This is a genomic window from Cytobacillus gottheilii (assembly GCF_001636345.1).
Taxonomy (GTDB): domain Bacteria; phylum Bacillota; class Bacilli; order Bacillales; family Cytobacillaceae; genus Cytobacillus; species Cytobacillus gottheilii.
In genome coordinates this window covers 1,267,289-1,289,813 of the sequence record NZ_KV440945.1, presented here as the reverse complement: position 1 = coordinate 1,289,813, position 22,525 = coordinate 1,267,289, and the positions used below count along the sequence as shown (strand labels likewise).

Genomic DNA, 22,525 nt, shown 5'->3' with positions numbered 1-22,525 from the left:
TTTTTCAAAAGAATTATTTTAGTCCAGCCTGATTTAGTAATTGCTCTAATCCTTCTTGACTCTTGCATTCAGCAAATTCACTTAATAACTTCTGGTCTTCGAAGATTTCCATTAACCGCTGCAGCATCGTTAACTGATCCTCGGATTTTTTTAATGCAAGCATGAAAATTAATGAAACATCTACCTCTACATCACTTGTTCCCATCAGACAGAATTTAACTGGACTCTTTAATGAAGCGAAAGCAATCTGCGGTTTAATAACTTTGTCAGCATCTGTATGTGGAATGGCGATCCCTATAGTCCCGACTGACAGGCCGGTTGGAAAACGATCTTCCCGTTCCAAAACACCCCTTTCAAATGTTTCTGAAACTAACTTTGCATCATATAAAGACAAGGCCATTTTCCTGATTGCATCACAGCGATCACTGGCTTCTAAGTCAATAAACGTAATATTTTCATCAAAAAACATGGTCTTTCCCCCTACTGTCTCAACTTCCGTTGATAATAAGCCACGCATCAGCAGCCTCCTTCAAGTCCAGTAATTTAGACATTTTAACATCGTCTTCTGCAAGATCTGCCAATTGAAATAGGGCCTTTAAGTGGCGATTCGGGTTAAAAATGGCGAGCGGTGTAACGACGGATACCTTCTGTCCATTTGCAAACTCTACCGGATTTTTTAAGATAAGCATTGCAAATGCATCAGCCAGCACTCCTTTTTCAGTTGCTGCATGCGGAATAGCCATACTTTTTCCTAAAAAACTGTATATATGCTGATGATCATTTTCCTCGATTAAGGTTGTTACATAGGCTGCTCTGATAATATTGTTTTTCACCAAAGGCTCACAGGCGATTTTTATTGCCTCTTTCCAATTCTCCACATTGTCTTTATATTGGATGAAATCACTTGGCAGGAATTGTCTCAATCCATATGAATGGATATGGCCGTCCTTTACTTCCCTTTTCGGATTCTCTTGAAATAAACTGGAAAGCGAAGTGATCAATGCAGTCTCATCTGTTATAATTGCGTTCTGTTTGATGGTTTCTATTAATTGAGTCATCTTAATATTTTCATAGCCTTTTTTATCAATGGTGGCAATGACCTGTTTACGCAGCCATTCTTTTTCATGTAACGTCATAAGAGGATTAATTAAATACACAGGCTGAGAGGACTGAATGGGAATGGTGCTGAAAACAATTTCATAATCTTGCTGATACATTTGAAATTGTCTTAGAGACAGACTTTCAGCAAAATAAAACTCCGGAAAGATTTCCTTCAATGTCTGCTGCATGATCTTTGATACAGTGAGACCATTGGTGCAAATCACTATTGCTCGTTTCTTTTTATGAAGATCTTCGCCCTGTTTAATAAGCTGCCCGGCTAGAAACATAGTAATAAAGGCAAGCTCATCTTTTGGAAATTTCTCTCCAATTAATTTTTCAAGCGGAACGATCGAAGCTGATACCATCTCATGTAATTCCATATACTCCTCAATCAACTTAATCGAGTAATGATCTTTCAATGTAAGATGATATTTGATTCGATAATATGCTGGTCTCATATGAACCATTAATTTATTGAGGATTTCCTTTTTATCATGTATAAAGATACATGATTTTTTCTCAAAAAGTTCAAGCATATCAAGGATTGCAATTTTTAACTCATTTAACCTTTTGTCGGTAAGAATGTCCGACGAGCGAACATTAGAGGTTAATAGTTGAAGTGTAAGCCATATTCTTTCACTCTTTGGCAAATCCATATCTTCGTTTATCAGCAGCTCTGTAACTAAGTATTCCTCCGTATCGGCCAGCTCTCTTAAACCAATATGAAAATCTGCGTTAAGCAAATGCCCTTGTTCAATGCGTGTAAAAATTAATTCTAAAATGTAAGGCAAGCTTTCATAGCTTTCATCCGTTAAATGGATGTTCAATGAGGTTTCAATCGAATTTACTATCTTTGTCATTGGAGAAATATCAAGCTGCAGGATCTTTTCAAAGTATTGATGTCCATTAAACAGATTTAGAACGGATTTAACGACTATAATCAGTAACTTTCGGATTTGAAACTCATCCCCGATAATTTCATAACCATCAGCTCTGCTATAACTGATTGATAAAGAATATTTTTTAATGTGGTCAGACGCCTCTTTAATATCACTTATCCCTGTGTTTTTGCTTACATTAAAAAGATCAATTATATGAAACAATGAAATTTCTTCTCTTTTTCCAAGTAAATATAAAATAATTAAAAGTGCACGTTCCTTCTCAGTTGGGATATAATCTTCCAATTGATTTCCTGTTGGATGAGGGACTGAAAAATGCTCAAATATTTTTTTATCAATAATAAAGTTACCGTTTCTGCTCTTTGTAATCGGTGTTAAATTTTTTGTTTTTAGCCATTGATTAATTTTTTCTAATGAATATGAGATTTGCCGTCTGCTTAGCTTAAATTTCCCTTCAAGTTCCTTATTTTTTATTTGAGGTGTTCTAATCAATTCATTTAACAAACTTACACTTCGGTCATCAAGGAACATGACTACAACCTCCCTTATGTCTTTATTATATTTGAATGGCTGAAATAAAAGTAAGCGTTTTCATAACAACTTTTCTCCGTTGGTTATATCATTTTTTGTGCAAGTCTGTGATGAATTTTTACATTTGTTCCTACTTATTACTTTTGTAGTGATTTTTTCATTAAAGTTTACTTTCGTCAATTACTTTTGAAAATAAAATGACCATTAACCTAGAAACCCTTGTCTAATGCTATCCAAATAGAAAAATAAGAAACAAAAAAACGGCACCGATTGGTTACCGTCTCTTTTCCTCTGTGAGATTATAAAGAATTCCTTATTCTTCTTTGTTTGTTTCTTCTTTACTGTTCTGTTTTACATCATCCACATCTCTCACTTCCTCAATCTTCACATTGCAGCATGAACTCTCTTTTCTTCCGAATAAACCTTTTAAGATATTCATTTTTATTCCTCCCATTATTCTAGATTAGGTAAAACAACAAACCTGATAATGTCGCCATCATAAAGACAGAGCCTACAAACGCTATTACTAACTTCTTTTTAAATATGCTATTTAATAGTGCTAATTCCGGCAAGCTGGCACCTGCTGAGCTAATCATTAACGCCATTACTGGTCCAAGTGCCATTCCTTTAAGGATCATAATCTGTGAAATGGGTATCATGGTGGAAAGCCTTATATAAAGCGGAATACCTAAAATCGCAGCTATAGGGACAAGCCACCATTGCTCACCGCCGAGGTAAGCAGCGATCCACTCAGTTGGAATGACTCCATGAATCAATGCTCCAATTGCAGCACCGACTATTAAAAATGGATATACTGTTTTCATCAGCTGTAAGGTTTCAAATAAGGCTCCTTTTAAAGAGAACGTGACTTGTTCTTGATGATATCCTGTCATGACCACATTTTTAACATGCCTTTCAAATCCAAATCTCTCCAATGTAAAACCAATAAGAACGGAGAAAAGAGAGGTAACAACTGTATAAGTCACTGCAACTTTTAAGCCCAGAGTCGCAGTCATCAAAGTGATAATCGTTGGATCCAGAACTGGCGAAGCAAATAGAAAGATCATCACAATGCTAAAACGTACTTTCTTGTTTAATAGATTAACAACGATTGGAATCGTTGAGCATGAACAAAATGGTGTGATGAAAGCAAATCCAAGTGTGACCATTACACTTGTCAGCGGATGGCTTTTTTCCATCAGCTTTTCCATTTTTTCATATGGGATCAACACTTGAATAAGGTTAATGAAAAAAGAGATACATACAAATAAAACAGTTAGTTCCAGAGCAATTCCAAGAAAACTCCGTAAAAATTCTTCCCACACAATAATCACCTCATTTTATTTGCATTTTGCAAATATTATTCCTTAAATATGAGCAAGTTGCATCTTGCTCATATTAATGGTTTACAGCATACAGTTGACTTTGCCATAGCATTATTCAGCAGATTAATGGAACGGAGAACAGTTTCTTTCTCAAACTCGTTCATATGTGAAAACACTTCTTCTAAGTATTGATTCATCTCTGCATCAATGGCAGCTGCTGTGTATTTCCCTTCTGTTGTAAGTGAAAGGATATGTATTCTTCTATCTTCAGGCAGCTGTGATTTTTTAACAAGATTCATTTTAACCAGTGTCTGTATCTGTCTGCTGAATGTTGTAATATCCATTCCTAATATATCTGCCACCTGCTGTACATTGGGCTGATCCAGACGGTCTATTTCATAAAGAATGTGACTTTGCACTAAAGAAAGGTCATTTCCTCCGCTTGAACAGCAATTCTTATTAAGCATTCCAAACCTTCTTGTCATAATTTGAAAAAGCTCTCTTGGATTTTCCATTATTTTCACCTCTGTTTTAGTTATAACATATTACTTGCAATTTGCAAATAAATAATATTTCTAAAACACGAAATTTCATCGTCATGATCTGCGAGTTTTCACAAGCCCGTTCCACCTGCGCTGCGGACCCTCGCTCCATTTCACTCATGTTTAGAAAGAAAAACTTTAAAAAAACAAATAAAAAACCGAATGAGTAGAAAGAGTCACTTCCTACTCATTCGGTTCTATGGTCGTGTTAAATGTCCAAACTTCTAATGATCTGGTGTTACTCTTTATTATTTTGCTTCAAGATGTACAGTAATACTGTTTGGCTGATATGTTACATTTACATCGTATCCTTCAGCTGTTACAGAATCAAACTTACCGATTACATCATCTGCAGTCAATAGAGTAAATGATGTTCCGTTTCCAACCTCATAGTTAGATAAATCTAATTTCACATTACCGCCATCTAGATATGCAATCCCATCAACATCCATTTGAATATTATTATTGTCCATTGCAATATCCAGATTTCCAGCTTCGATCGTAAACTCGCCATTTAATTGAAGTGTTTCATCAGCAGATACTAATACACTGCCATTTTCAACAAAAAGGTCGCCATTTCCGAAAGCAGTTGAGGATTGTGCTTCTAATGTTCCTTCTTGCAGCAAAGTTCCTCCTGTAAAACTGTTATCACCTGTTAAAGTAAGGGTTCCAGTGCCTTTTTTCGTTAGCATCCCTTTACCATAGATGTTATTTCTCCACCAGTCTTGAGCATTAAATCTGCCTAATGAAGCGTCCATATCCACTGTTACATTGTTTAAAAAGGCTCCATATCCATCAGCTGCTGTTACTAAATCGATTCTGCCCCAGCCATTAGATTCGTCAAGGACAGGGTATCCTGAATCGATTGAAGTTGTATAAAGAATTTCTCTGCGCTGCTGATCTGTTAAATAAGGCTGACGTGTTTCTAATAAAACTTCTGCTCCTTTAGGAACTTCAGGTGCTAAACCTTTAACTCCTGTTTGCGGCAATCCATAAGTCATTTTTTCACGGTAGAAAGCTTTATTTGCATCATGATTTTCCCATTTTTGCTCATCGTATGCATTTTCGAACGTGTAATCTTCAGTTACCGTATGCGCATATTCATATAAGCTCATATTTTTAGATGCTGCTAATTTACCGAAAACTTCACCTGCATTTTTATAAGCCTTGTCCAAAACTTCTCTGTTTTCTGCTTTGTTAAATGCATAAGCAGTCATTGCTGTAGATTGGATTCTTCCGCCAATTACATCAAGCGGAGAGTGCATACCTGTTACGATACGGTTTTCTCCCATTTGAGCTGCTCTTGTTAAAAACTCAGAAAATCTTTCCGGAGTAGCATAAGCAAAACCAAAAGTAGATAAATACGATGCACTTGTATGTCCGCTTGGGAAAGCACCGTCTTTTCCTCTTCCGTCTTCTGCTATTCTTCTAACATACCTTAAAGCAGGAATTACTTCTACATTTGTTTCATACTGCTGGTAATGCCTTTCACCTGTTTCCTTTTTACCTCCTGAAGGTAAAGGTTCTGAAACCTTTTCACCGCTGCCAATCGTTTCCCAAACAGGTAAACCATTTTCATCGACCTTTTCTTTTACTTCACCATTCGAATTCATTCTCCATGGTCTTGGAGAAGAATAAAAGTACTTAGAAGGATTTGAAGAAGAAGGATTTCTAAACCTGATTAAGCTAACTAAATCCATAGCCTCTGCAAGTTCAGAATTTGCCGCGTTTCCTAATCCCTGACTTTGATCTTCTACCGTTGTTTCTTCTAATAATTTATTCATATCTTCTACGTTTCTAACAACGCTTGTTACTGGTTTAACAATATCTACATAAGCATTCGCCAATGGACCAAATCCATCGATCATACTATAAATCTTGTCTCTCTGGTCATCATAATAAGCAGCCAGAGCTTCTTCATCTGTTCTATTTTGCGTTACCTCTTCTACATATTTGATGTTGGCAACCCAAGTATCTTCATTTCGAATTTCTTCATTTGCATATGTCTTTTTCTCTGCTACTACTTTCGTTTCGTCATTTTTATATCCATCAAAATATACAGTAGGTCCGTCACCATATTTTGCAATTTTCCCGTTAGCACCTTCAACTTCTAATGCTTCACCGTTTCTCCAAGCGGGCTGGTTCATTGACCATACTTGATCAAAACCGTCTAAAATTTTGATAAAAGGATTTGTTGCCGCAATATCCTTTTTAGCAGGATCAGCAGCATTTTCACCATAATCTACTGCAGGGAACGCCTGCTCACTCTCTGGAACACCCACATTTAAATCATAATCCGTTCCAACCGGCTTTGATGGTTTAGAAACACCCGGTTCCTCTGGATAAGATGGCGTTGGCACAACAACTGTGTCATCTTCTTCTGGAGGAGTTGGTTTTGGTTCTTCTGTTTCTTCATCTGGATTCGGCTCAGTATCCTTAATTAATTCAAGTACATTATTTAAGGTAACAACTGACTCTGCACGAGTTATTTTATTCAATGGTTTAAAGCTTCCGTCTAAGTAGCCAACCATAAGGTCTGCTGCACGGACACTGCCTATATATCCTTTGCTCCATGCCGGGATGGATGAGGAATCTTTAAATAGCTCAGCAGCAGTTTCATCTTTCTCCAGCTTATTAATAATGGAAATAATTTTTGCTACTTCTTGGCGTGTAATTAAATTTTGAGGTTTCATCGTTTGATCTGGAAATCCATCTAAGTATCCTGCCGCAATTGCTTTGGATACTTCTTGGTAAAACCAGTCGTCGGAAGAAACATCTTTGAAGTTGATTTCTACTTCTTTGTTATACTTAAATGCTCTGTTAACAAGAACCATAAATTCTGCTCTAGTTATCGATTTGTTCGGTTTGAAGGTACCATCAGAATACCCTTTGATTAAATCTTGATCAACCCATGATTGAATTTCTTCTTCTGCAAAACTTCCTTTAATATCGGAAAGTTGATCGTTCGCATAAACTGGAAGCGTTGAAACGAGCATTGTTAACATTAAAAGCAACGCAATTGTTCTTAAAAATGATTTCTTCATAAATCGCAAATTCCTCCTTATTAAATAGTACCGAATTTGTGCACATTTAAAATACAATCATTCTAAGATGTTAAACTGCATTTTTTGAAGTATTGAAAATATGTACTTATATAACCATGTGGTTTATTATGGAAGAAGAAGATAGGTATAAATTACTATGTTAATATACTTTATTGGAGGCTATTAGAATCTGAAATTAATACATCTTTATTTTCCAGCTTTTCAACTAAAAGGATCCTTGTTAGAGTTCCTCCCTTCCCTATATTTCATTTTTAAACTGATCAATTAGCTGAAATGGCAAATAAAAGAAGTAGTATAGTCCAATTTTCATATAACACTATCTTCTACACAGAGATCTACCAAAATTAGTAATCTAAATGATAGATATTATCAGTGACCACACAAATTTTATGATAGAAATTCTATATTAATAAAATGTAGTGAAAATATTAAAAAGATGTAAAGTTGTGAATGTACTGTAAATAAATTAAAGTAATATAATAAGTTGTAAACTCCAGAAGAGATCATTAATGGTTGGCAAGGCGAGAAGATGAAGAAGAGTTCATTAAAAGGAGTAAGAAGTGGAAGGTCGGCCGTAAAAGATGCTTTCATTATGTTGAGCACTTGAACACTATTCCATTAGTAAAGCCTAGTTGATTCAGTTACAAAGATACTAGGCTTTTAATACCTTTTATCACATCATTGTTGGATCAGCACCAAACCACGCTTGAATTTCATTTTCTTTCGAACAAGGATGAATCCAGCTAACACCATATTTAAAAATCCGATCCCCAGTAGTTTGGAATGTTTCATATTGAATTCCATTATCTAAATACTTACCACTATAATCTATATTTTGAGGGTATTCATGAAATTCGCCTTCTGCTCCAATTGTAAGTTTGATATTGTCCTTATAGAAAGCAATCGCTTCAAGTCCTTCTCCACTTTCTATATCTCCCTCTATATTTATAGACGGTATCAAGCATTTAATTATTTGAGCACCGCATTCTTTCAAATACTCATATTCAATTAAATACCTGCCGTTTACATCAGGACAACGTCTATCGATATTTTCTAATTTTCTTGCTGTGTATTCTATTTCATTGTCATTGATAAAAATCTTAATAGGACCTAATGGTGTTAGTAACATTGAATGCTCACCTGCCTTCTTTTTTATAATAAAAAAAGAGGACATATGCTTATTATGAACATATCATCCTCTTCGTTGTTTATTTTAATTCTTGAATTATACTGCTCAGTATTTAATTAAAAAGTACTTCTTTTTCCCGCGGCGGATAATCGTAAATTGTCCCTCAATGCGATCTTCTTCAGAAAGGGTATATGCTGTGTCTGTTACACGCTCGCCGTTAATGGAAACCGCTCCATTTGTTACGTCTTCACGCGCTTGACGCTTTGATGGTGAAATTTTTGCTTCTATTAAAAGATCGATAACATTGATTTCAGCTTCGCCATTATGCTCATATGATGGAACATCCTTAAAGCCTTGCTTAATTTCTGCTGCGGTTAAGCTTTTAACATCTCCGCTAAATAATGCAGCTGAAATCTTTATAGCCTGCTGCAATGATTCTTCTCCGTGAATCAAACGAGTCATTTCTTCAGCAAGTGCCTTTTGTGCTTTACGCAAATGCGGTTCTGCTGCAACTGCTTCTTCCAGTTCCTCAATTGTTTCTCTCGTTAAGAAAGTGAAGAACTTAAGGTACTTAATGACATCAGCATCAGCTGTGTTAATCCAGAACTGGTAAAACTCGTAAGGAGTTGTTTTTTCAGGATCAAGCCAGATTGCACCGCTTTCTGTTTTCCCGAATTTTGTTCCATCTGCTTTTGTAACAAGAGGAATGGTTAAGCCGAATGCTTTTGCACCTTCAGGCATCATCTTGCGGATGAGTTCAAGACCAGTTGTAATATTGCCCCATTGATCACTGCCGCCAATTTGCATTTTACAATCATGATTTTTGTATAGATGGTAAAAATCCATCGCCTGCAGAATTGTGTACGTGAATTCAGTAAAGGAAATTCCCGTTTCCAAACGTGAAGAAATCGTATCCTTAGCCAGCATGTAGTTGACGCCAACATGCTTTCCAAAATCACGAAGGAACGTAACAATATCCATTGAGCCTGCCCAATCATAGTTATTGACCATGATTGCGCCATTTTCGCTTTCAAAATCAAAAATATTTTCAAGCTGGTTTTTGATGCAGCTGACATTATGCTGAACCATTTCTAAAGTTTGCAGCTTACGCTCTTCACTCTTGCCGCTCGGATCACCAATTAAACCCGTTGCACCGCCAACAAGTACGATTGGACGATGTCCTTCATTTTGAAAACGTCTTAATGTTAAAAATGGAAGCAAATGCCCAATATGCATACTGTCAGCAGTCGGGTCAACGCCACAGTACAAAGAAATTTTCTGATCGTTTAGCGTATTTTTAATCCCTTCTTCATCTGTCTGCTGGTAAACAATCCCTCTCCATTGTAAATCCTCTAATAAACTCATCATTTATCCTCCTATTTCAATCAAATAAAAAACGCCCCTGCAAATTGCAGGGACGCATAAATACATTGCGCGGTACCACCCAGATTGAGGATAAAAAATCCTCCACTCAAACAAAAATAACGGTTTGATCCGTCCGCTGCTATAACTGCCCGATCACAGGTTGACAGCGAAAACGCTCAGGGAGGTAATTCATCCTTCTATTTGCACCGGCTCACAGCAGCCGCCGGCTTTCTGAAACAGGGATAGAAGCACTACTAATTCCCGTCAATGCATAAGCTATTTAGTTAATAAAGCAGTTTTATCATATTTAGTATTCTGGTGTCAATATTATAAGGGATCAAATATGATTTCTTTGAATTTCTCCCCAATTCTGCTGACATAGACATCTTTGGTGTCCTAGAGACATGAATCCCCATCTATAGAAACATATTCGCCATGATTATTAATAAAATAACATTATTCGCTCAATAATCCTAATAGAAATAAAAGGAAATTTCAGATAAATGGTGAACGTTGTCATATTACAGTTTGACTTATGCTATAATGTATGTGATTTTAGGGGGAATGATGCGTATGAAAGAAATTCTTCAAAGATGGAAGAATAAGTTAAAGCCGACAACCGGTTTCTTTACAGATAAGAAAACAGTCAAAGGTGCTAGCATCACATACCAGGTCATTTGGAATTTGACGCTCTTATTTATCATTGTTGCCGTACTTGGTACAGCCTTTGCAGGCGGAGCTGGCGCAGGCTACTTTGCTTCACTTGTTAAAGATGAACCAATTCGTTCATACGACAATATGAAAAAAGACATATACAACTATGAAGAAACATCAGAGCTTTATTTTGCAAACGATGTCTATTTAGGAAAGCTTAGAACAGATCTGGAACGTGAAGAAGTAAATATTGATAATGTTTCCGAGTATTTGGTGAATGCAATTGTTGCTACTGAAGATGAATATTTTTATGAGCACGAAGGAGTTGTTCCTAAAGCAATACTGCGTGCACTTTTTCAGGAAGTCAGTAACTCCTCTGTCCAATCTGGAGGAAGTACTTTAACGCAGCAGCTGATTAAAAATCAGATTCTAACAAATGAAGTTTCTTTTGAACGAAAAGCAAAAGAAATTCTGCTCGCTTTAAGGCTTGAGAAGTTTTTTGATAAGAAAGAAATTCTAGAAGCTTATATGAATGTCTCTACCTTTGGGCGCAATTCTGCCGGGAGAAATATTGCAGGAGTTCAATCGGCTGCAGAAGGAATTTTTGGTGTTGCTGCAAAAGATTTAAGTCTGCCGCAGGCTGCCTTTATTGCAGGTCTTCCGCAAAGTCCGTTCGGCTATACTCCTTTTACACAGGCTGGTGAATTAAAGGAGCCGGAAGGATTAGAACCCGGACTCAGCAGAATGAAAACCGTTTTAAAAAGAATGTATGATGATGAACAGATCGATAAAAAACAATATGATGAAGCGATTGCTTATGATATTACGCAGGATTTCAGAAAACAAAGTGAGGACAATCCTCTGGAGAAATATCCTTATTTAACGGTTGAAATCGAAAAACGAGCAGTTGACATCATGAGTAAGGTATTAGCTGAAAATGATGGATATGAAGAAGAAGACTTGAAAAATGATGATCAGCTAAGGGAAGAGTATCGTACTTTAGCAGACCGCAATATTAGACAAAATGGCTATAAAATTCATTCTACTATTAATAAAGAAATCTATGACAGCATGCAAAAAGTGAAAGATAATTATCCAAATTACGGACCAGATAAAGGGGAAACCTTTGAAGATCCTGAAACTGGAGAGAATGTTCAAGTCATGGAGCCTGTTGAAGTAGGGGCTATCTTAATTGAAAATAAAACCGGCAAAATCATCAGCTTCGTAGGCGGCCGTGATCATGAACGGGAACAGACGAACCATGCAACAAAAGCTATCAGGCAAAATGGCTCAACAATGAAGCCATTGCTTGTTTATGCACCGGCAATGGAGTTAGGAAAAGCATCGCCAGGCACAATTTTGCCTGACGTACCGCTTCACTTGAATCCAGCTTTAAGCAGACCATGGCCGAACAACTATACGAGATCCTATAGCGGTCTTGTATCCGCACGTTATGCATTAGCAGAATCTTATAACGTGCCCGCTGTTAAGCTATATAAAGATATTGTTGATCAAAGACCAGCAGAATATCTTGCTAAAATGGGCTTTACTTCCCTTTATGAAGCAGACTATACCAATCTTGCAACATCTATTGGATCTTTAGAATATGGTGTGACAGTAGAAGAAAATACAAATGCATATGGCACCTTTGCAAATGGCGGCCAGTTTGTGGATGCCTATCTCATTGAGAAAATAACAGATAAAGAAGGAAACCCGATCTTTCAGCATGAAGCCGAGCCAGTTGATGTTTTCAGTCCGCAAACTGCATACTTAACGATCGATATGATGCGTGATGTTATTAATAACGGAACAGCTACATCTATTAAAAGCAGATTGAAGTTTGCCTCAGATTGGGCTGGAAAAACAGGAACAGGAAACGAATTTTATGATTCCTGGTTCGTTGCTTCCAATCCAAACGTATCTTTTGGCATATGGACCGGTTATGATACACCTAAATCATTAAAATCCGGCGGTCTAAACTACAGCTTAAGGACGAACTATCTATGGGCTGATCTAATGAACGCTGCCTATGACATAGCACCTGAACTTGTAGATCCTAGCGAAAGCTTTAAAATGCCGGGCGGAATCGTCAGCAGATCATTCTGTGCCATCTCTGGACTGCTTCCATCCGAAGCATGTTCCGCAGCAGGGCTTGTGGAAACAGATCTATTTAATGCAAAATTTGTTCCTACACAAACTGACGACAGCTTAGGTACAGGTCGACTGGTAAGAATCGGAGACAGAAAATATATGGCTCTTCCATCTACACCTGAGGAATTTTCTGAGCCAGGCATGATCTTAAATCCAGATTATATCGAAAAGTTATTCGGAATATCAAACGTCAATCCAAGTGATCTTATTCCTAGAAAAGATCGATGGTCCAGGATACTTGTTGCCGATGACAAAATGGAGGAAAACGGGAAAGTACCAGCGCCGCCTGCCGTTAAGTCCTCTGGCAGCACATTAACATGGAATGCACATTCAGAAAATGATGTAATTGGCTACCGTATATATGGCGGAGGCGGAAAGGTTGCTTCGATTCATGCTGGCGAGGCATTGTCATTTAAGGCAGGCAATGGCACCTATTATGTAACAGCCGTTGACATTGCTGGTCAGGAATCAGCACCTTCTAACTCAGTACAAATCGGCAGCACACCAGAGGATAACCCTCCTGCCGACAATTCTGACAGCGAGAAGCCTCCTGAAAATAATGATACAGACACAGAGCCAGAGCCAGACCCTAACCCTGATACACCGCCAGAGCCACCTCAAAATCCAGGTAACGATGATGGGAATGCAGGCGGAGGAGCAGAGGAGCCGGAACCGCCTGGTGACGGAGGTTCCGAATAAGACAAAGAAGTGTTTAGCCTCGCGCCAGACACTTCCTATATAACGTAAAAAAAGCGCCAAATGGCGCTTTTTTTATTTATCATCATTTTCCTTCATGATCTTGAAAAGGAGCTATTTCCTTTTAATCTTCCATTGTCGATAAATCGCCTGTTGGAAGCTCTAATTCCCATGCTTTTAAAACACGGCGCATGATTTTTCCGCTTCTCGTTTTAGGCAATTTATCGCGGAATTCAATTTCTCTTGGTGCAGCATGTGCAGCCAATCCTTTTTTAACAAATACGCGAATATCTTCAATGAGTTCATCTGATGCTTCATAGCCGTCCATTAAAGCAACAAAAGCTTTAATAATTTCTCCCCTGACAGGATCCGGCTTCCCAATGACTCCAGCCTCTGCAACAGCTGGATGCTCTAACAGCTTGCTCTCAACCTCAAATGGGCCAACACGTTCGCCCGATGTCATAATCACATCATCTACACGCCCTTGGAACCAGAAATACCCTTCCTCGTCCATATAAGCAGAATCTCCTGAAACATACCAATCTCCTGGCATAAAGTAAGATTCATATTTTTGCGGGTTATTCCAGATCGCTGCCATCATGGATGGCCAGCCTTTTTTAATAGCCAAGTTCCCCATTCTATTTGGAGGAAGTTCATTTCCCTGGTCATCAACAATAGCTGCCTTAACACCTGGGACTGGTTTCCCCATCGAACCAGGCTTAATCTCCATTGATGGATAATTACAAATAAGCTGTGCACCTGTTTCTGTCATCCACCATGTATCATGAATGCGCAATCCAAATACCTTCATTCCCCATTTAATCACTTCCGGATTGAGCGGCTCACCTACACTCAAAATATGGCGCAGGCTTGATAAATCAAATTTTTTAATGACTTCATCTCCTGCTCCCATCAACATCCTAAATGCAGTTGGAGCGCTATACCAGACAGTTACTCCATATTCTTCAATCATTTTGTACCACGTTTCAGGGTTGAAGCGCCCGCCCACAATGACATTCGACACTCCGTTTAGCCATGGTCCAAAGATTCCATAACTTGTGCCTGTAACCCAGCCTGGATCAGCTGTACACCAGTATACATCATCCTCTTTTAAATCCAGAACCCATTTGGCTGTCTGTGCATGCTGCACCATCGCTTTATGAACATGCAATACTCCTTTTGGCTTCCCAGTCGAACCGGAAGTATAATGCAGGATAAGACCGTCTGATAAGTCAACCCACTCAATCTCCAGCTGTTTGCTCGCTTCTTCCATTCTTTTTCTGAAATCAATATATATGCCTTCTTCCTTGATGTCTTCCCCGATTAAAACAATTGACTTTAATGCAGGCAGCTGGTCAACCGGTACACGATCAAGCAGTTCAGGTGTTGTAATCAGCACCTTCGCTTCACTGTCCTCAAGACGATCCTTTACAGCTCCCTCCATAAATGCTTCAAATAAAGGTCCAATAATGGCTCCCAGTTTAATCGAACCTAATACAGAGAAATAGAGCTCCGGGCAGCGTGGCATAAAAATAAATACCCGATCCCCTTTTTCAACATTTGCATGTGTCTTAAGAACATTTCCTGCTTTATTGGACTGATCTTTCATTTCTTTAAACGTATACTTTTCATTTCTGATTCCATCTCGATAATAAAGAGCGACTTTATTTTTCCTAAAGTTTTCAGCATGGCGATCGATGGCTTCATATGCCAGATTTACTTTTCCCGTTTCACTCCACGAGAAATTCTTCTCTGCTTCTGACCAATCATAACTAGCGTATTGCTCATCATAATTTTCCAAATAATAATTCCCTCGAATTACTGGCAGCGCTTCCAATTTCATATGCCAAAATCCCCCTTTTATTCGTTTGCTATTATTATAGTACAGATAATTTGTTTTCTCAATTTTTAAAATATTATTCCTTCTAAATGACTATATATTTTTACAATTAGCCTTATGTTTATATTCACAAAAATTTTATAGAAAATTCAGTGAAAGCGCTTCACACATTATAGTTTTATGTATAATAGAACTAAACTATGAAAATACTAGGCGGTGAATTGATGGAGCATCCGAAAACATATAATGCCAAAGAACTCAAAACACCTGGAGGAAATATAATAATTGAAGGACCCATACCACCAGAAAAACTAGCAGAATATGAATTTCATAAAGATTTGACTGCTTTTCGCCCCCCAGAACAGCAAAAGAAAGCCCTAATTGAAATTGCCGGACTTCCAGAAGGAAGGATTATCATTGCACGCTGCAGGGATACGATTGTCGGCTATGTTACCTATCTATATCCAGATCCACTTGAAAGATGGTCAGAAGGAAAGATGCCTGATTTAATTGAATTAGGCGCCATCGAAGTTATTCCTGGTTTCCGCGGTTACGGAACAGGGAAAAATTTGTTAAGGGTTTCAATGATGGACGATGCGATGGAAGATTATATCATCATTACAACAGAATATTATTGGCATTGGGATCTAAAGGGCACCGGGTTAAATGTATGGGAATATCGTAAGGTAATGGAAAAAATGATGAATGCCGGCGGACTGGAATGGTATGCAACAGATGAGCCAGAGATAAGTTCACATCCTGCCAATTGTTTAATGGCCAGAATCGGAAAAAGAATTCAAGCTGATTCAATCCAGCAATTTGATCGTTTAAGATTTATGAATCGTTTTATGTATTAATAATATTTTCTTACTAAAGGTGGGGCAGAACATGCTTGTGGAAGAAATAATGAAACAAGACGTCACCACATTAACAAAGGAACATAGTATTGGTGACGCTGTAAAAATCATGAGTGCAAATAAAATCCGCCATTTGCCAATTATTGATGAGCAAGGTCAACTAATTGGACTTGTAACAGATCGGGATATCCGTGATGCAACTCCATCGATTTTTGAAACTGATCAATTTATGAGTACATTACAAAAGCCACTGCATTTACTTATGCAAAAAGATATCATTACTGGGCATCCGCTTGATTTAGTTGCAGAAGTATCTGCCCTTTTATACGAACACCGGATTAGCTGTCTGCCCATTGTGAAAAATCACAAGCTCGTCGGCATCGTCACTGAAACGGATCTTCTTCATACTTTAGTCGAACTCACTGGTGCTCATCAGCCCGGTTCCCATATTGAAGTAAGAGTAGAAAATAAATCTGGAAAGCTTTATGAAGTTACATCCATTATTAGGGAAAGAAAAGCGAATATACAAAGTGTGCTTGTTTATCCGGATAAAAAGAATGATCAATTTAAAATCATTGTCATCCGTGTTCAAACGATGAATCCTCTTTCGATCATAAAGGATTTAACATCAGCAGGATATGAAGTGCTCTGGCCAAATCACTCCGGGAAGCCGTTATGATGCAGGATTCCATATTTATTTACTCGAAAGATTTAATGAACTACAAATTCAGCGAAGACCATCCTTTTAATCAAAAGAGACTAGAACTAACAGTCAGTTTACTTCAATCAATTGGGGCACTGCAAGAGGGATTAATGATTCCTCCGCGCTTAGCACTGGACGAAGAACTCCAGCTTGTTCATGACCCAAGCTATATACAGGCGGTTAAAAATGCAGGAGCTGGCATGCTTCATGAAGAAACGGCTGAAAATTATGGCTTAGGAACAGAGGATACACCTATTTTCCCTCATATGCATGAAGCCAGTTCATTGCTTGTAGGCGGGACTTTAGCTGCAGCTGATTATGTCATGAGCGGGAAGGCAAAACATGCTCTTCATATTGGCGGAGGTTTGCATCATGGCTTTAGAGGAAAAGCATCTGGTTTTTGCATCTACAATGATAGTTCTGTTGCCATAAAGTATCTGCAGGAAAAATATCAAGCACGAGTTTTGTATATTGATACAGATGCACATCACGGAGATGGGGTACAATGGGCATTTTATGACGACCCTAATGTGTGTACATTTTCAATCCATGAAACTGGCCGCTATTTATTCCCAGGAACAGGAAATGTAAATGAACGGGGACAAGGAAAAGGGTATGGTTATTCTTTTAATATTCCTGTTGATGCCTTTACAGAAGATGATTCATGGATTAATGCCTACAAAACAGCTCTTCGCAAAATTGCTGACTTTTTTAAGCCTGATATTATACTTACACAAAATGGTGCAGACGCACATTTTTTGGATCCGCTTACACACTTATCTGCCACGATGAAAATTTATCGTGAAATTCCAAAGCTGGCGCATGAAATAGCTCACCAATATTGTGAGGGCAGATGGATTGCAGTTGGCGGGGGAGGCTACGATATTTGGCGTGTTGTTCCCAGAGCTTGGGCGCTGATTTGGCTTGAAATGACAGAAAACTCGAATAGTTACGGAAAATTACCGAGGGAGTGGATTGAAAAGTGGGCAAAAGAAGCTCCTGTTCCTTTACCAGTCGAATGGGATGACCCAGTGGATGCCTATAAAGCAATTCCCCGAAAAAAAGAAATTGAAGAAAAAAACCAAATTACATTGGAAAAAGCTTTATATCCGTTGAAAGATATAAAGCCGATCTCTTCAGAATAGAGCGCCTAACAAAAAAACGTTCTGAGGACTATGAAGTCCTGCAGAACGTTTCCTATTGCTCTTCCTGAATCTCTTCATTGTAAGCAGGATCAGAAATAATAATTTCAACTCTTCGGTTTTTGCTCAAATTTTCCGGACTGTCATTTACAGCTACTGGACGCGTATCACCATAACCAACTGCCGCAAAGCGGCTGCTGTCTAATTGCTGTGATTCAACTAAATAACGAATGACACTGGCAGAGCGCGCTGCTGACAGTTCCCAGTTCGATGGATAACGGTAAGTGGTGATCGGCCTGCTGTCAGTATGACCTTCAACCTTCACCAAATTATGCATTTCCGAAAGCATGGTTGCCACTTTGTTTAAGAATGGGAAAGATTGTTCTTTAAGATCGGCGTCGCCTGTTTCAAACAGGATCTGCTCTTGTAAAACCAACACAACTCCCCGCTCTGTTCTATTGGCAACAATGACATCTTCCATGCCGTTTTCCTGCAGATACACCTGTACCTCAGTAAGCAAATGATCCAGCGTTCCTTCTTCTGAACTGCTGCTCACATCTTCATCGCTGTCTTTGGCTTCACCTGGATGTTGATTTTCGATAACAGAAGGGTAGAAATCTAAGATTTCTCTTGTTCGAAAAGACTCCGCAATCGCCTGAAATTTAGAAACGTCTATTTGCGACATGGAAAATAGCAGAATAAAAAATACTAGAATGAGCGTAACTAAATCAGAGAAGGTAACCATCCAAGTCGGCGCGCCTTTTTTAGGTTTTGGCCCTCTCTTTTTAACGTTCATTTTCTAGTGCCTCCCCAGATCTGCTGATCTCAGCGGAACGTTTTTTCTCTTCGGCAGATAAAAAGGCACTAAGCTTTTCTTCTAATATTTTGGGATTTTGTCCTGACTGAACGCCAATGACTCCTTCAATGACAATCTGCTTCATAAACACTTCCTGCTCTGTCTTTAACTCAAGCTTTGCAGCAATCGGAATAAAAAACAAATTTGCCAGCAGTGAACCATATAAGGTTGTTAAAAGAGCAATCGCCATATTAGGACCCAATGTTTCCGGATCATTAAGACTTTTAAGCATGAGGACAAGTCCAATTAATGTCCCAATCATCCCCCATGCTGGAGCATACTCTCCTGCCTTTTCTAAAATACTTCTGCCTTTTCGATGGCGTTCTTCTAATGCAGAAATTTCAGCACTCATAATGTCATGGATAACGTCCTGTTCAATCCCGTCTATAGCCAGTAAAACACCTTTTCGAATAAACGGATCCTCAACCTCTTCAATCACTGATTCAAGAGACAGCAATCCTTCTCTTCTTGCTTTTTCAGCCAGCTTCACAAAAATAGCAATTAACTCGCCAAGACTTTCATCTTTCTGAGAGAACGCCTGACGAATAACCGTAAACATGTGACGTACACTTTGCAAGGGAAAACTGACGAGTAAACCTGCGCCAAGTCCTCCTATTACAATTAAAATGGAGGCAGGATCAATAAACGAAATAATGTCCGCTATTCCTCCATTTGCTGCAATCCCAAAAAGCAGCAGGGCTAATCCGACCATAAGACCTATAGGTGTTAACATGTCCAGCTTTTTCATAAATTCTCTCCCTGATCAGCACAAAATTGCCATTTTAGCGGAGAAGTTACGACTTAATAAGGATTAAGACATAGTGTCAAGCAGTGGAGCAGGCAGTTCTGAATACGAACGAACAACAGAACCTATAACAATTGCCTCTTTTCATACAAGTACGGACCTGTATTTCCAATGCTTCCGGTGTCTAGGCCAAGTGAAAAAGCTTTTCATGCAGATGTACATGAAGCTTAAGCCGCCTCCGCATTTCTATATAGGCTTAAGGCGCCTCCCAGGTACGTTCTAAAGTAAGAGCTGCCTTCGTAATTGACTGCACACTCCACTTTCTTTTGTCCTAAATAAAGCGCCTCTTTCTTACCTTTTTTATCGGCAATTGTCTTATTTTGTTGAGTCGCGCTGCTCAATACGGTGCGGAAGTACTACGATTTGATCACTAACTGATTCTTTATTCATAAGTTTTGTTAATAATCTCATTGCAACAGCTCCTATATCATATAAAGGCTGAACAACTGAGGTAAGCTGCGGACGCACCATCAATGTCAATCTTGTATTGTCGGAACTGATTACTTCAAAGTCATTAGGAACACTAAATCCTTTGTCTTGAGCTCCGTGTACGACTCCAAGTGCCATCTCATCAGATCCTGCATAAATAGCTGTTGGTTTTGGATCTGCTTCTACTAATTTTTCGAATGCTTCGATACCGGAATCATAAGTATCGTCCCCTTCAACAACTAATTCTTCTCTGTAAGAAATGCCAGCCTCAGCTAATGCACGCTTATAACCTTCCAGCTTCTTCTCGGCATTAATCGGTTCGCGGAGCGGCCCAACTACAAGGGCTGTATCTTTATGGCCTTTCTCAATTAACGCAGTCGTCGCATCAAAAGCAGCCTGCTCATAATCAATATTGACAGATGGGATACTGCCTGATTCTTCAATGGAACCTGCTAAAACAATCGGAACAGGAGATTTCTTAAATTCATTTACATGTTCATCTGTAATATTTCCACCCATAAACACGATCCCGTCAACCTGTTTGCCCAGCATCGTATTTAGCAGGTGAAGCTCTTTATCTTCATTTTGATCAGAATTGCTCAAAATGATGTTGTATTTATACATGGTTGCAATATCTTCAATTCCGCGTGCAAGCTCTGCAAAAAACGTGCTTGAGATATCAGGAATAATGACGCCAACAGTTGTTGTCTTCTTACTAGCTAGTCCTCGTGCTACAGCATTTGGACGATAGCCAAGTCTGTCGATTACTTCAAGTACCTTTTTTCTTGTTGTCGGTTTTACATTCGGGTTTCCGTTCACTACTCTTGAAACGGTTGCCATTGAAACGTTTGCTTCACGTGCAACATCATATATTGTTACATTCATTTCATTCACTCCTCGATATTTACGGTTTTCCGCTTTAATATAGTTATTTTACTGCATGCGCACGTAACCTACTCATAAAAAATGATATTGTGATAGGCTACACATGTCTAATTATGTATAATCATACGACACGAAGCGAATTGTCGCAATGTCAACACCTTCATTTTTGAAAAAAACTGTGATATTTTCATAAAAGATCATGGCTTTTTCATATATTTAATAAAAAATTAACATTTCTCTTCTCAAAACCCTGTATGAATATAAAGAAATCCACAAGATTTATATCCTGTGGATTTCTTTTATCTTAACTATTATACCCTTGCAAAAGGTGTTGCTTTCAGCTCTTTCATAAAATGATCGAATTGCTCTAAGTCCATTTGCTGAGCAGAATCAGATAATGCCACTGCAGGATCCGGATGAACCTCAGCCATAACACCGTCTGCACCGATCGCCAATGCAGCTTTGGCTGCAGGAAGAAGCAGATCTTTTCTTCCTGTAGAGTGAGTCACATCAACAAGTACCGGAAGATGCGTTTCTTGCTTTAAAATCGGAACCGCTGAAATATCAAGCGTGTTTCTTGTAGCACGCTCATACGTACGGATACCGCGCTCACATAGTATAATCTGACCATTGCCTTGAGACATAATATACTCTGCGGCGTTAATGAATTCTTCGATTGTCGCTGCAATCCCTCTTTTTAATAAGACTGGTTTATTAACAGATCCAGCAGCCTTTAATAGTTCAAAGTTTTGCATATTGCGGGCACCAATCTGGATGACATCGATATAATTTACCGCAGTTTCAATATCTGCAGGACTTACAATTTCAGAGATGACAGCAAGATCGTATTCATCAGCCACTCTTTTTAGAATTTTTAACCCTTCTAGCCCTAAGCCTTGGAAATCATATGGAGATGTTCGCGGCTTAAATGCTCCTCCGCGTAATAGTTTCAGACCTTTAGCTTTAACAGCTTCTGCGACCGTTGCTACCTGTTCATAAGACTCAACAGCACATGGACCAAAAACTAGATGAGGGTTTCCGTCTCCGACCTTTTCCCCCTTAATATCAACAATTGTGTTTTCTGATTTCTTTTTACGGGAAACAAGCAGAGCTTTGCTGTGATCATCTTTTTGCAATTCAAGTCCAGCTTTAAAAATTTCTTTAAACATATGCTCAATCGTTGAATTTTCAAATGGTCCATCATTATTCTCTTTAATTAAATCAAGCATTCCTCTTTCACGGACAGGATCATAACGATAAACCCCTTGTGTTTCCTTAACTTTTCCGATTTCCTGCACTAGTTCTGCTCTTTCGTTAATTAACTTTAATAGCTGCAGATTAATCTCATCCACACGGTCACGCAATTGATCAAGCTCTTTACCCATTGTTATCCCTTCCCTTTCTGCTTAGCCTGGCCTCAAGTCATAAATGATTAACATCATCTTATTATTCTTTATTGACCGGTCATTTTGTGATACATTTTTTATAATTAGGGTTATTATATCGGAAATATTCTAACATGTCACTATATTTATCTTTATTAATTAAAC

General features: G+C 38.4%; 17 protein-coding genes and 1 other annotated feature. Of the genes, 4 read left to right on the top strand and 13 right to left on the bottom strand.

Annotated elements, in window-relative coordinates:
* Positions 1–13: 13 nt before the first annotated feature.
* The 8 genes from A6754_RS06170 to tyrS form a co-directional block, all read right to left on the bottom strand.
* Positions 14–517: a PTS sugar transporter subunit IIA gene (locus A6754_RS06170; RefSeq protein WP_082851624.1), complete on the bottom strand. Its 504-nt coding sequence runs from the start codon at positions 515–517 to the stop codon at positions 14–16.
* On the bottom strand, positions 489–2,531 hold the full coding sequence (locus tag A6754_RS06165; protein WP_066442992.1) for a BglG family transcription antiterminator: 2,043 nt from the start codon (positions 2,529–2,531) through the stop codon (positions 489–491). Before A6754_RS06165 ends, A6754_RS06170 begins: the two co-directional genes overlap by 29 nt.
* Positions 2,532–2,844: 313 nt before the next feature.
* On the bottom strand, positions 2,845–2,970 hold the full coding sequence (locus tag A6754_RS23160) for a hypothetical protein (protein ID WP_257297420.1): 126 nt from the start codon (positions 2,968–2,970) through the stop codon (positions 2,845–2,847).
* 19 nt (positions 2,971–2,989) lie between these two features.
* Positions 2,990–3,856: a permease gene (locus A6754_RS06160; protein WP_066442991.1), complete on the bottom strand. Its 867-nt coding sequence runs from the start codon at positions 3,854–3,856 to the stop codon at positions 2,990–2,992.
* Positions 3,857–3,924: 68 nt separating this feature from the next.
* On the bottom strand, positions 3,925–4,371 hold the full coding sequence (locus tag A6754_RS06155) for a MarR family winged helix-turn-helix transcriptional regulator (protein WP_066442990.1): 447 nt from the start codon (positions 4,369–4,371) through the stop codon (positions 3,925–3,927).
* A 275-nt stretch (positions 4,372–4,646) separates the two neighbouring features.
* Positions 4,647–7,442, bottom strand: a complete 2,796-nt coding sequence (locus tag A6754_RS06150; RefSeq protein ID WP_257297419.1) for an S-layer homology domain-containing protein — start codon at positions 7,440–7,442, stop codon at positions 4,647–4,649.
* A gap of 694 nt (positions 7,443–8,136) precedes the next feature.
* A complete protein-coding gene (locus A6754_RS06145) occupies positions 8,137–8,592 on the bottom strand; it encodes a hypothetical protein (RefSeq protein ID WP_082851623.1) in 456 nt (151 codons plus the stop codon).
* A gap of 105 nt (positions 8,593–8,697) precedes the next feature.
* Entirely contained in the window at positions 8,698–9,957 is a 1,260-nt protein-coding gene (tyrS, locus tag A6754_RS06140; protein WP_066442988.1) for a tyrosine--tRNA ligase, read from the bottom strand.
* Between the two features lie 45 nt (positions 9,958–10,002).
* Positions 10,003–10,234 (bottom strand) — a binding site (T-box leader).
* Positions 10,235–10,530: 296 nt separating this feature from the next.
* Between tyrS and A6754_RS06135 the strand changes: the two genes are divergently transcribed.
* Positions 10,531–13,461: a transglycosylase domain-containing protein gene (locus A6754_RS06135; protein WP_082851622.1), complete on the top strand. Its 2,931-nt coding sequence runs from the start codon at positions 10,531–10,533 to the stop codon at positions 13,459–13,461.
* 121 nt (positions 13,462–13,582) lie between these two features.
* Here the strand turns inward: A6754_RS06135 and acsA are convergent, their stop codons facing one another.
* Positions 13,583–15,301, bottom strand: a complete 1,719-nt coding sequence (acsA, locus tag A6754_RS06130) for an acetate--CoA ligase (RefSeq protein WP_066442986.1) — start codon at positions 15,299–15,301, stop codon at positions 13,583–13,585.
* A gap of 221 nt (positions 15,302–15,522) precedes the next feature.
* On the opposite strand from acsA, the gene A6754_RS06125 reads away from it, so the two are divergent.
* From A6754_RS06125 to A6754_RS06115, 3 genes are read left to right on the top strand one after another with little or no spacing between them, the layout of a single operon-like run.
* Complete coding sequence (locus A6754_RS06125; protein WP_066442985.1) at positions 15,523–16,155, top strand: GNAT family N-acetyltransferase; 633 nt, start codon at positions 15,523–15,525, stop codon at positions 16,153–16,155.
* 31 nt (positions 16,156–16,186) lie between these two features.
* Entirely contained in the window at positions 16,187–16,834 is a 648-nt protein-coding gene (locus A6754_RS06120; protein WP_066442984.1) for an acetoin utilization AcuB family protein, read from the top strand.
* A complete protein-coding gene (locus tag A6754_RS06115) occupies positions 16,831–18,003 on the top strand; it encodes an acetoin utilization protein AcuC (RefSeq protein ID WP_066442983.1) in 1,173 nt (390 codons plus the stop codon). The genes A6754_RS06120 and A6754_RS06115 overlap by 4 nt, the downstream gene beginning before the upstream one ends.
* 52 nt (positions 18,004–18,055) lie before the next feature.
* Here the strand turns inward: A6754_RS06115 and motS are convergent, their stop codons facing one another.
* From motS to A6754_RS06095, 4 genes are all read right to left on the bottom strand, one after another.
* Positions 18,056–18,796, bottom strand: coding sequence for a flagellar motor protein MotS (motS, locus tag A6754_RS06110; RefSeq protein ID WP_066442982.1), 741 nt, complete (start codon positions 18,794–18,796; stop codon positions 18,056–18,058).
* Positions 18,786–19,604 (bottom strand): flagellar motor protein MotP, encoded by an 819-nt coding sequence (gene motP / locus A6754_RS06105; protein ID WP_066442981.1) that lies wholly within the window; start codon positions 19,602–19,604, stop codon positions 18,786–18,788. Before motP ends, motS begins: the two co-directional genes overlap by 11 nt.
* 372 nt (positions 19,605–19,976) lie before the next feature.
* The gene (gene ccpA / locus A6754_RS06100) at positions 19,977–20,975 is read right to left on the bottom strand and encodes a catabolite control protein A (protein ID WP_066442980.1); all 999 of its coding nucleotides are present in this window, start codon (positions 20,973–20,975) and stop codon (positions 19,977–19,979) included.
* 311 nt (positions 20,976–21,286) lie between these two features.
* Positions 21,287–22,360: a bifunctional 3-deoxy-7-phosphoheptulonate synthase/chorismate mutase gene (locus tag A6754_RS06095; RefSeq protein ID WP_066442979.1), complete on the bottom strand. Its 1,074-nt coding sequence runs from the start codon at positions 22,358–22,360 to the stop codon at positions 21,287–21,289.
* Positions 22,361–22,525 lie beyond the last annotated feature (165 nt).

Excerpts from the sequence above, each read along its gene's own strand:
- A6754_RS06170 (WP_082851624.1), bottom strand. The coding sequence starts at position 517 with ATGCGTGGCTTATTATCAACGGAAGTTGAGACAGTAGGGGGAAAGACC.
- A6754_RS06165 (WP_066442992.1), bottom strand. The coding sequence starts at position 2,531 with ATGTTCCTTGATGACCGAAGTGTAAGTTTGTTAAATGAATTGATTAGA.
- A6754_RS23160 (WP_257297420.1), bottom strand. The coding sequence starts at position 2,970 with ATGAATATCTTAAAAGGTTTATTCGGAAGAAAAGAGAGTTCATGCTGC.
- A6754_RS06155 (WP_066442990.1), bottom strand. The coding sequence starts at position 4,371 with ATGGAAAATCCAAGAGAGCTTTTTCAAATTATGACAAGAAGGTTTGGA.
- A6754_RS06150 (WP_257297419.1), bottom strand. The coding sequence starts at position 7,442 with ATGAAGAAATCATTTTTAAGAACAATTGCGTTGCTTTTAATGTTAACA.
- A6754_RS06145 (WP_082851623.1), bottom strand. The coding sequence starts at position 8,592 with ATGTTACTAACACCATTAGGTCCTATTAAGATTTTTATCAATGACAAT.
- tyrS (WP_066442988.1), bottom strand. The coding sequence starts at position 9,957 with ATGAGTTTATTAGAGGATTTACAATGGAGAGGGATTGTTTACCAGCAG.
- A6754_RS06135 (WP_082851622.1), top strand. The coding sequence starts at position 10,531 with ATGAAAGAAATTCTTCAAAGATGGAAGAATAAGTTAAAGCCGACAACC.
- acsA (WP_066442986.1), bottom strand. The coding sequence starts at position 15,301 with ATGAAATTGGAAGCGCTGCCAGTAATTCGAGGGAATTATTATTTGGAA.
- A6754_RS06125 (WP_066442985.1), top strand. The coding sequence starts at position 15,523 with ATGGAGCATCCGAAAACATATAATGCCAAAGAACTCAAAACACCTGGA.
- A6754_RS06120 (WP_066442984.1), top strand. The coding sequence starts at position 16,187 with ATGCTTGTGGAAGAAATAATGAAACAAGACGTCACCACATTAACAAAG.
- A6754_RS06115 (WP_066442983.1), top strand. The coding sequence starts at position 16,831 with ATGATGCAGGATTCCATATTTATTTACTCGAAAGATTTAATGAACTAC.
- motS (WP_066442982.1), bottom strand. The coding sequence starts at position 18,796 with ATGAACGTTAAAAAGAGAGGGCCAAAACCTAAAAAAGGCGCGCCGACT.
- motP (WP_066442981.1), bottom strand. The coding sequence starts at position 19,604 with ATGAAAAAGCTGGACATGTTAACACCTATAGGTCTTATGGTCGGATTA.
- ccpA (WP_066442980.1), bottom strand. The coding sequence starts at position 20,975 with ATGAATGTAACAATATATGATGTTGCACGTGAAGCAAACGTTTCAATG.
- A6754_RS06095 (WP_066442979.1), bottom strand. The coding sequence starts at position 22,360 with ATGGGTAAAGAGCTTGATCAATTGCGTGACCGTGTGGATGAGATTAAT.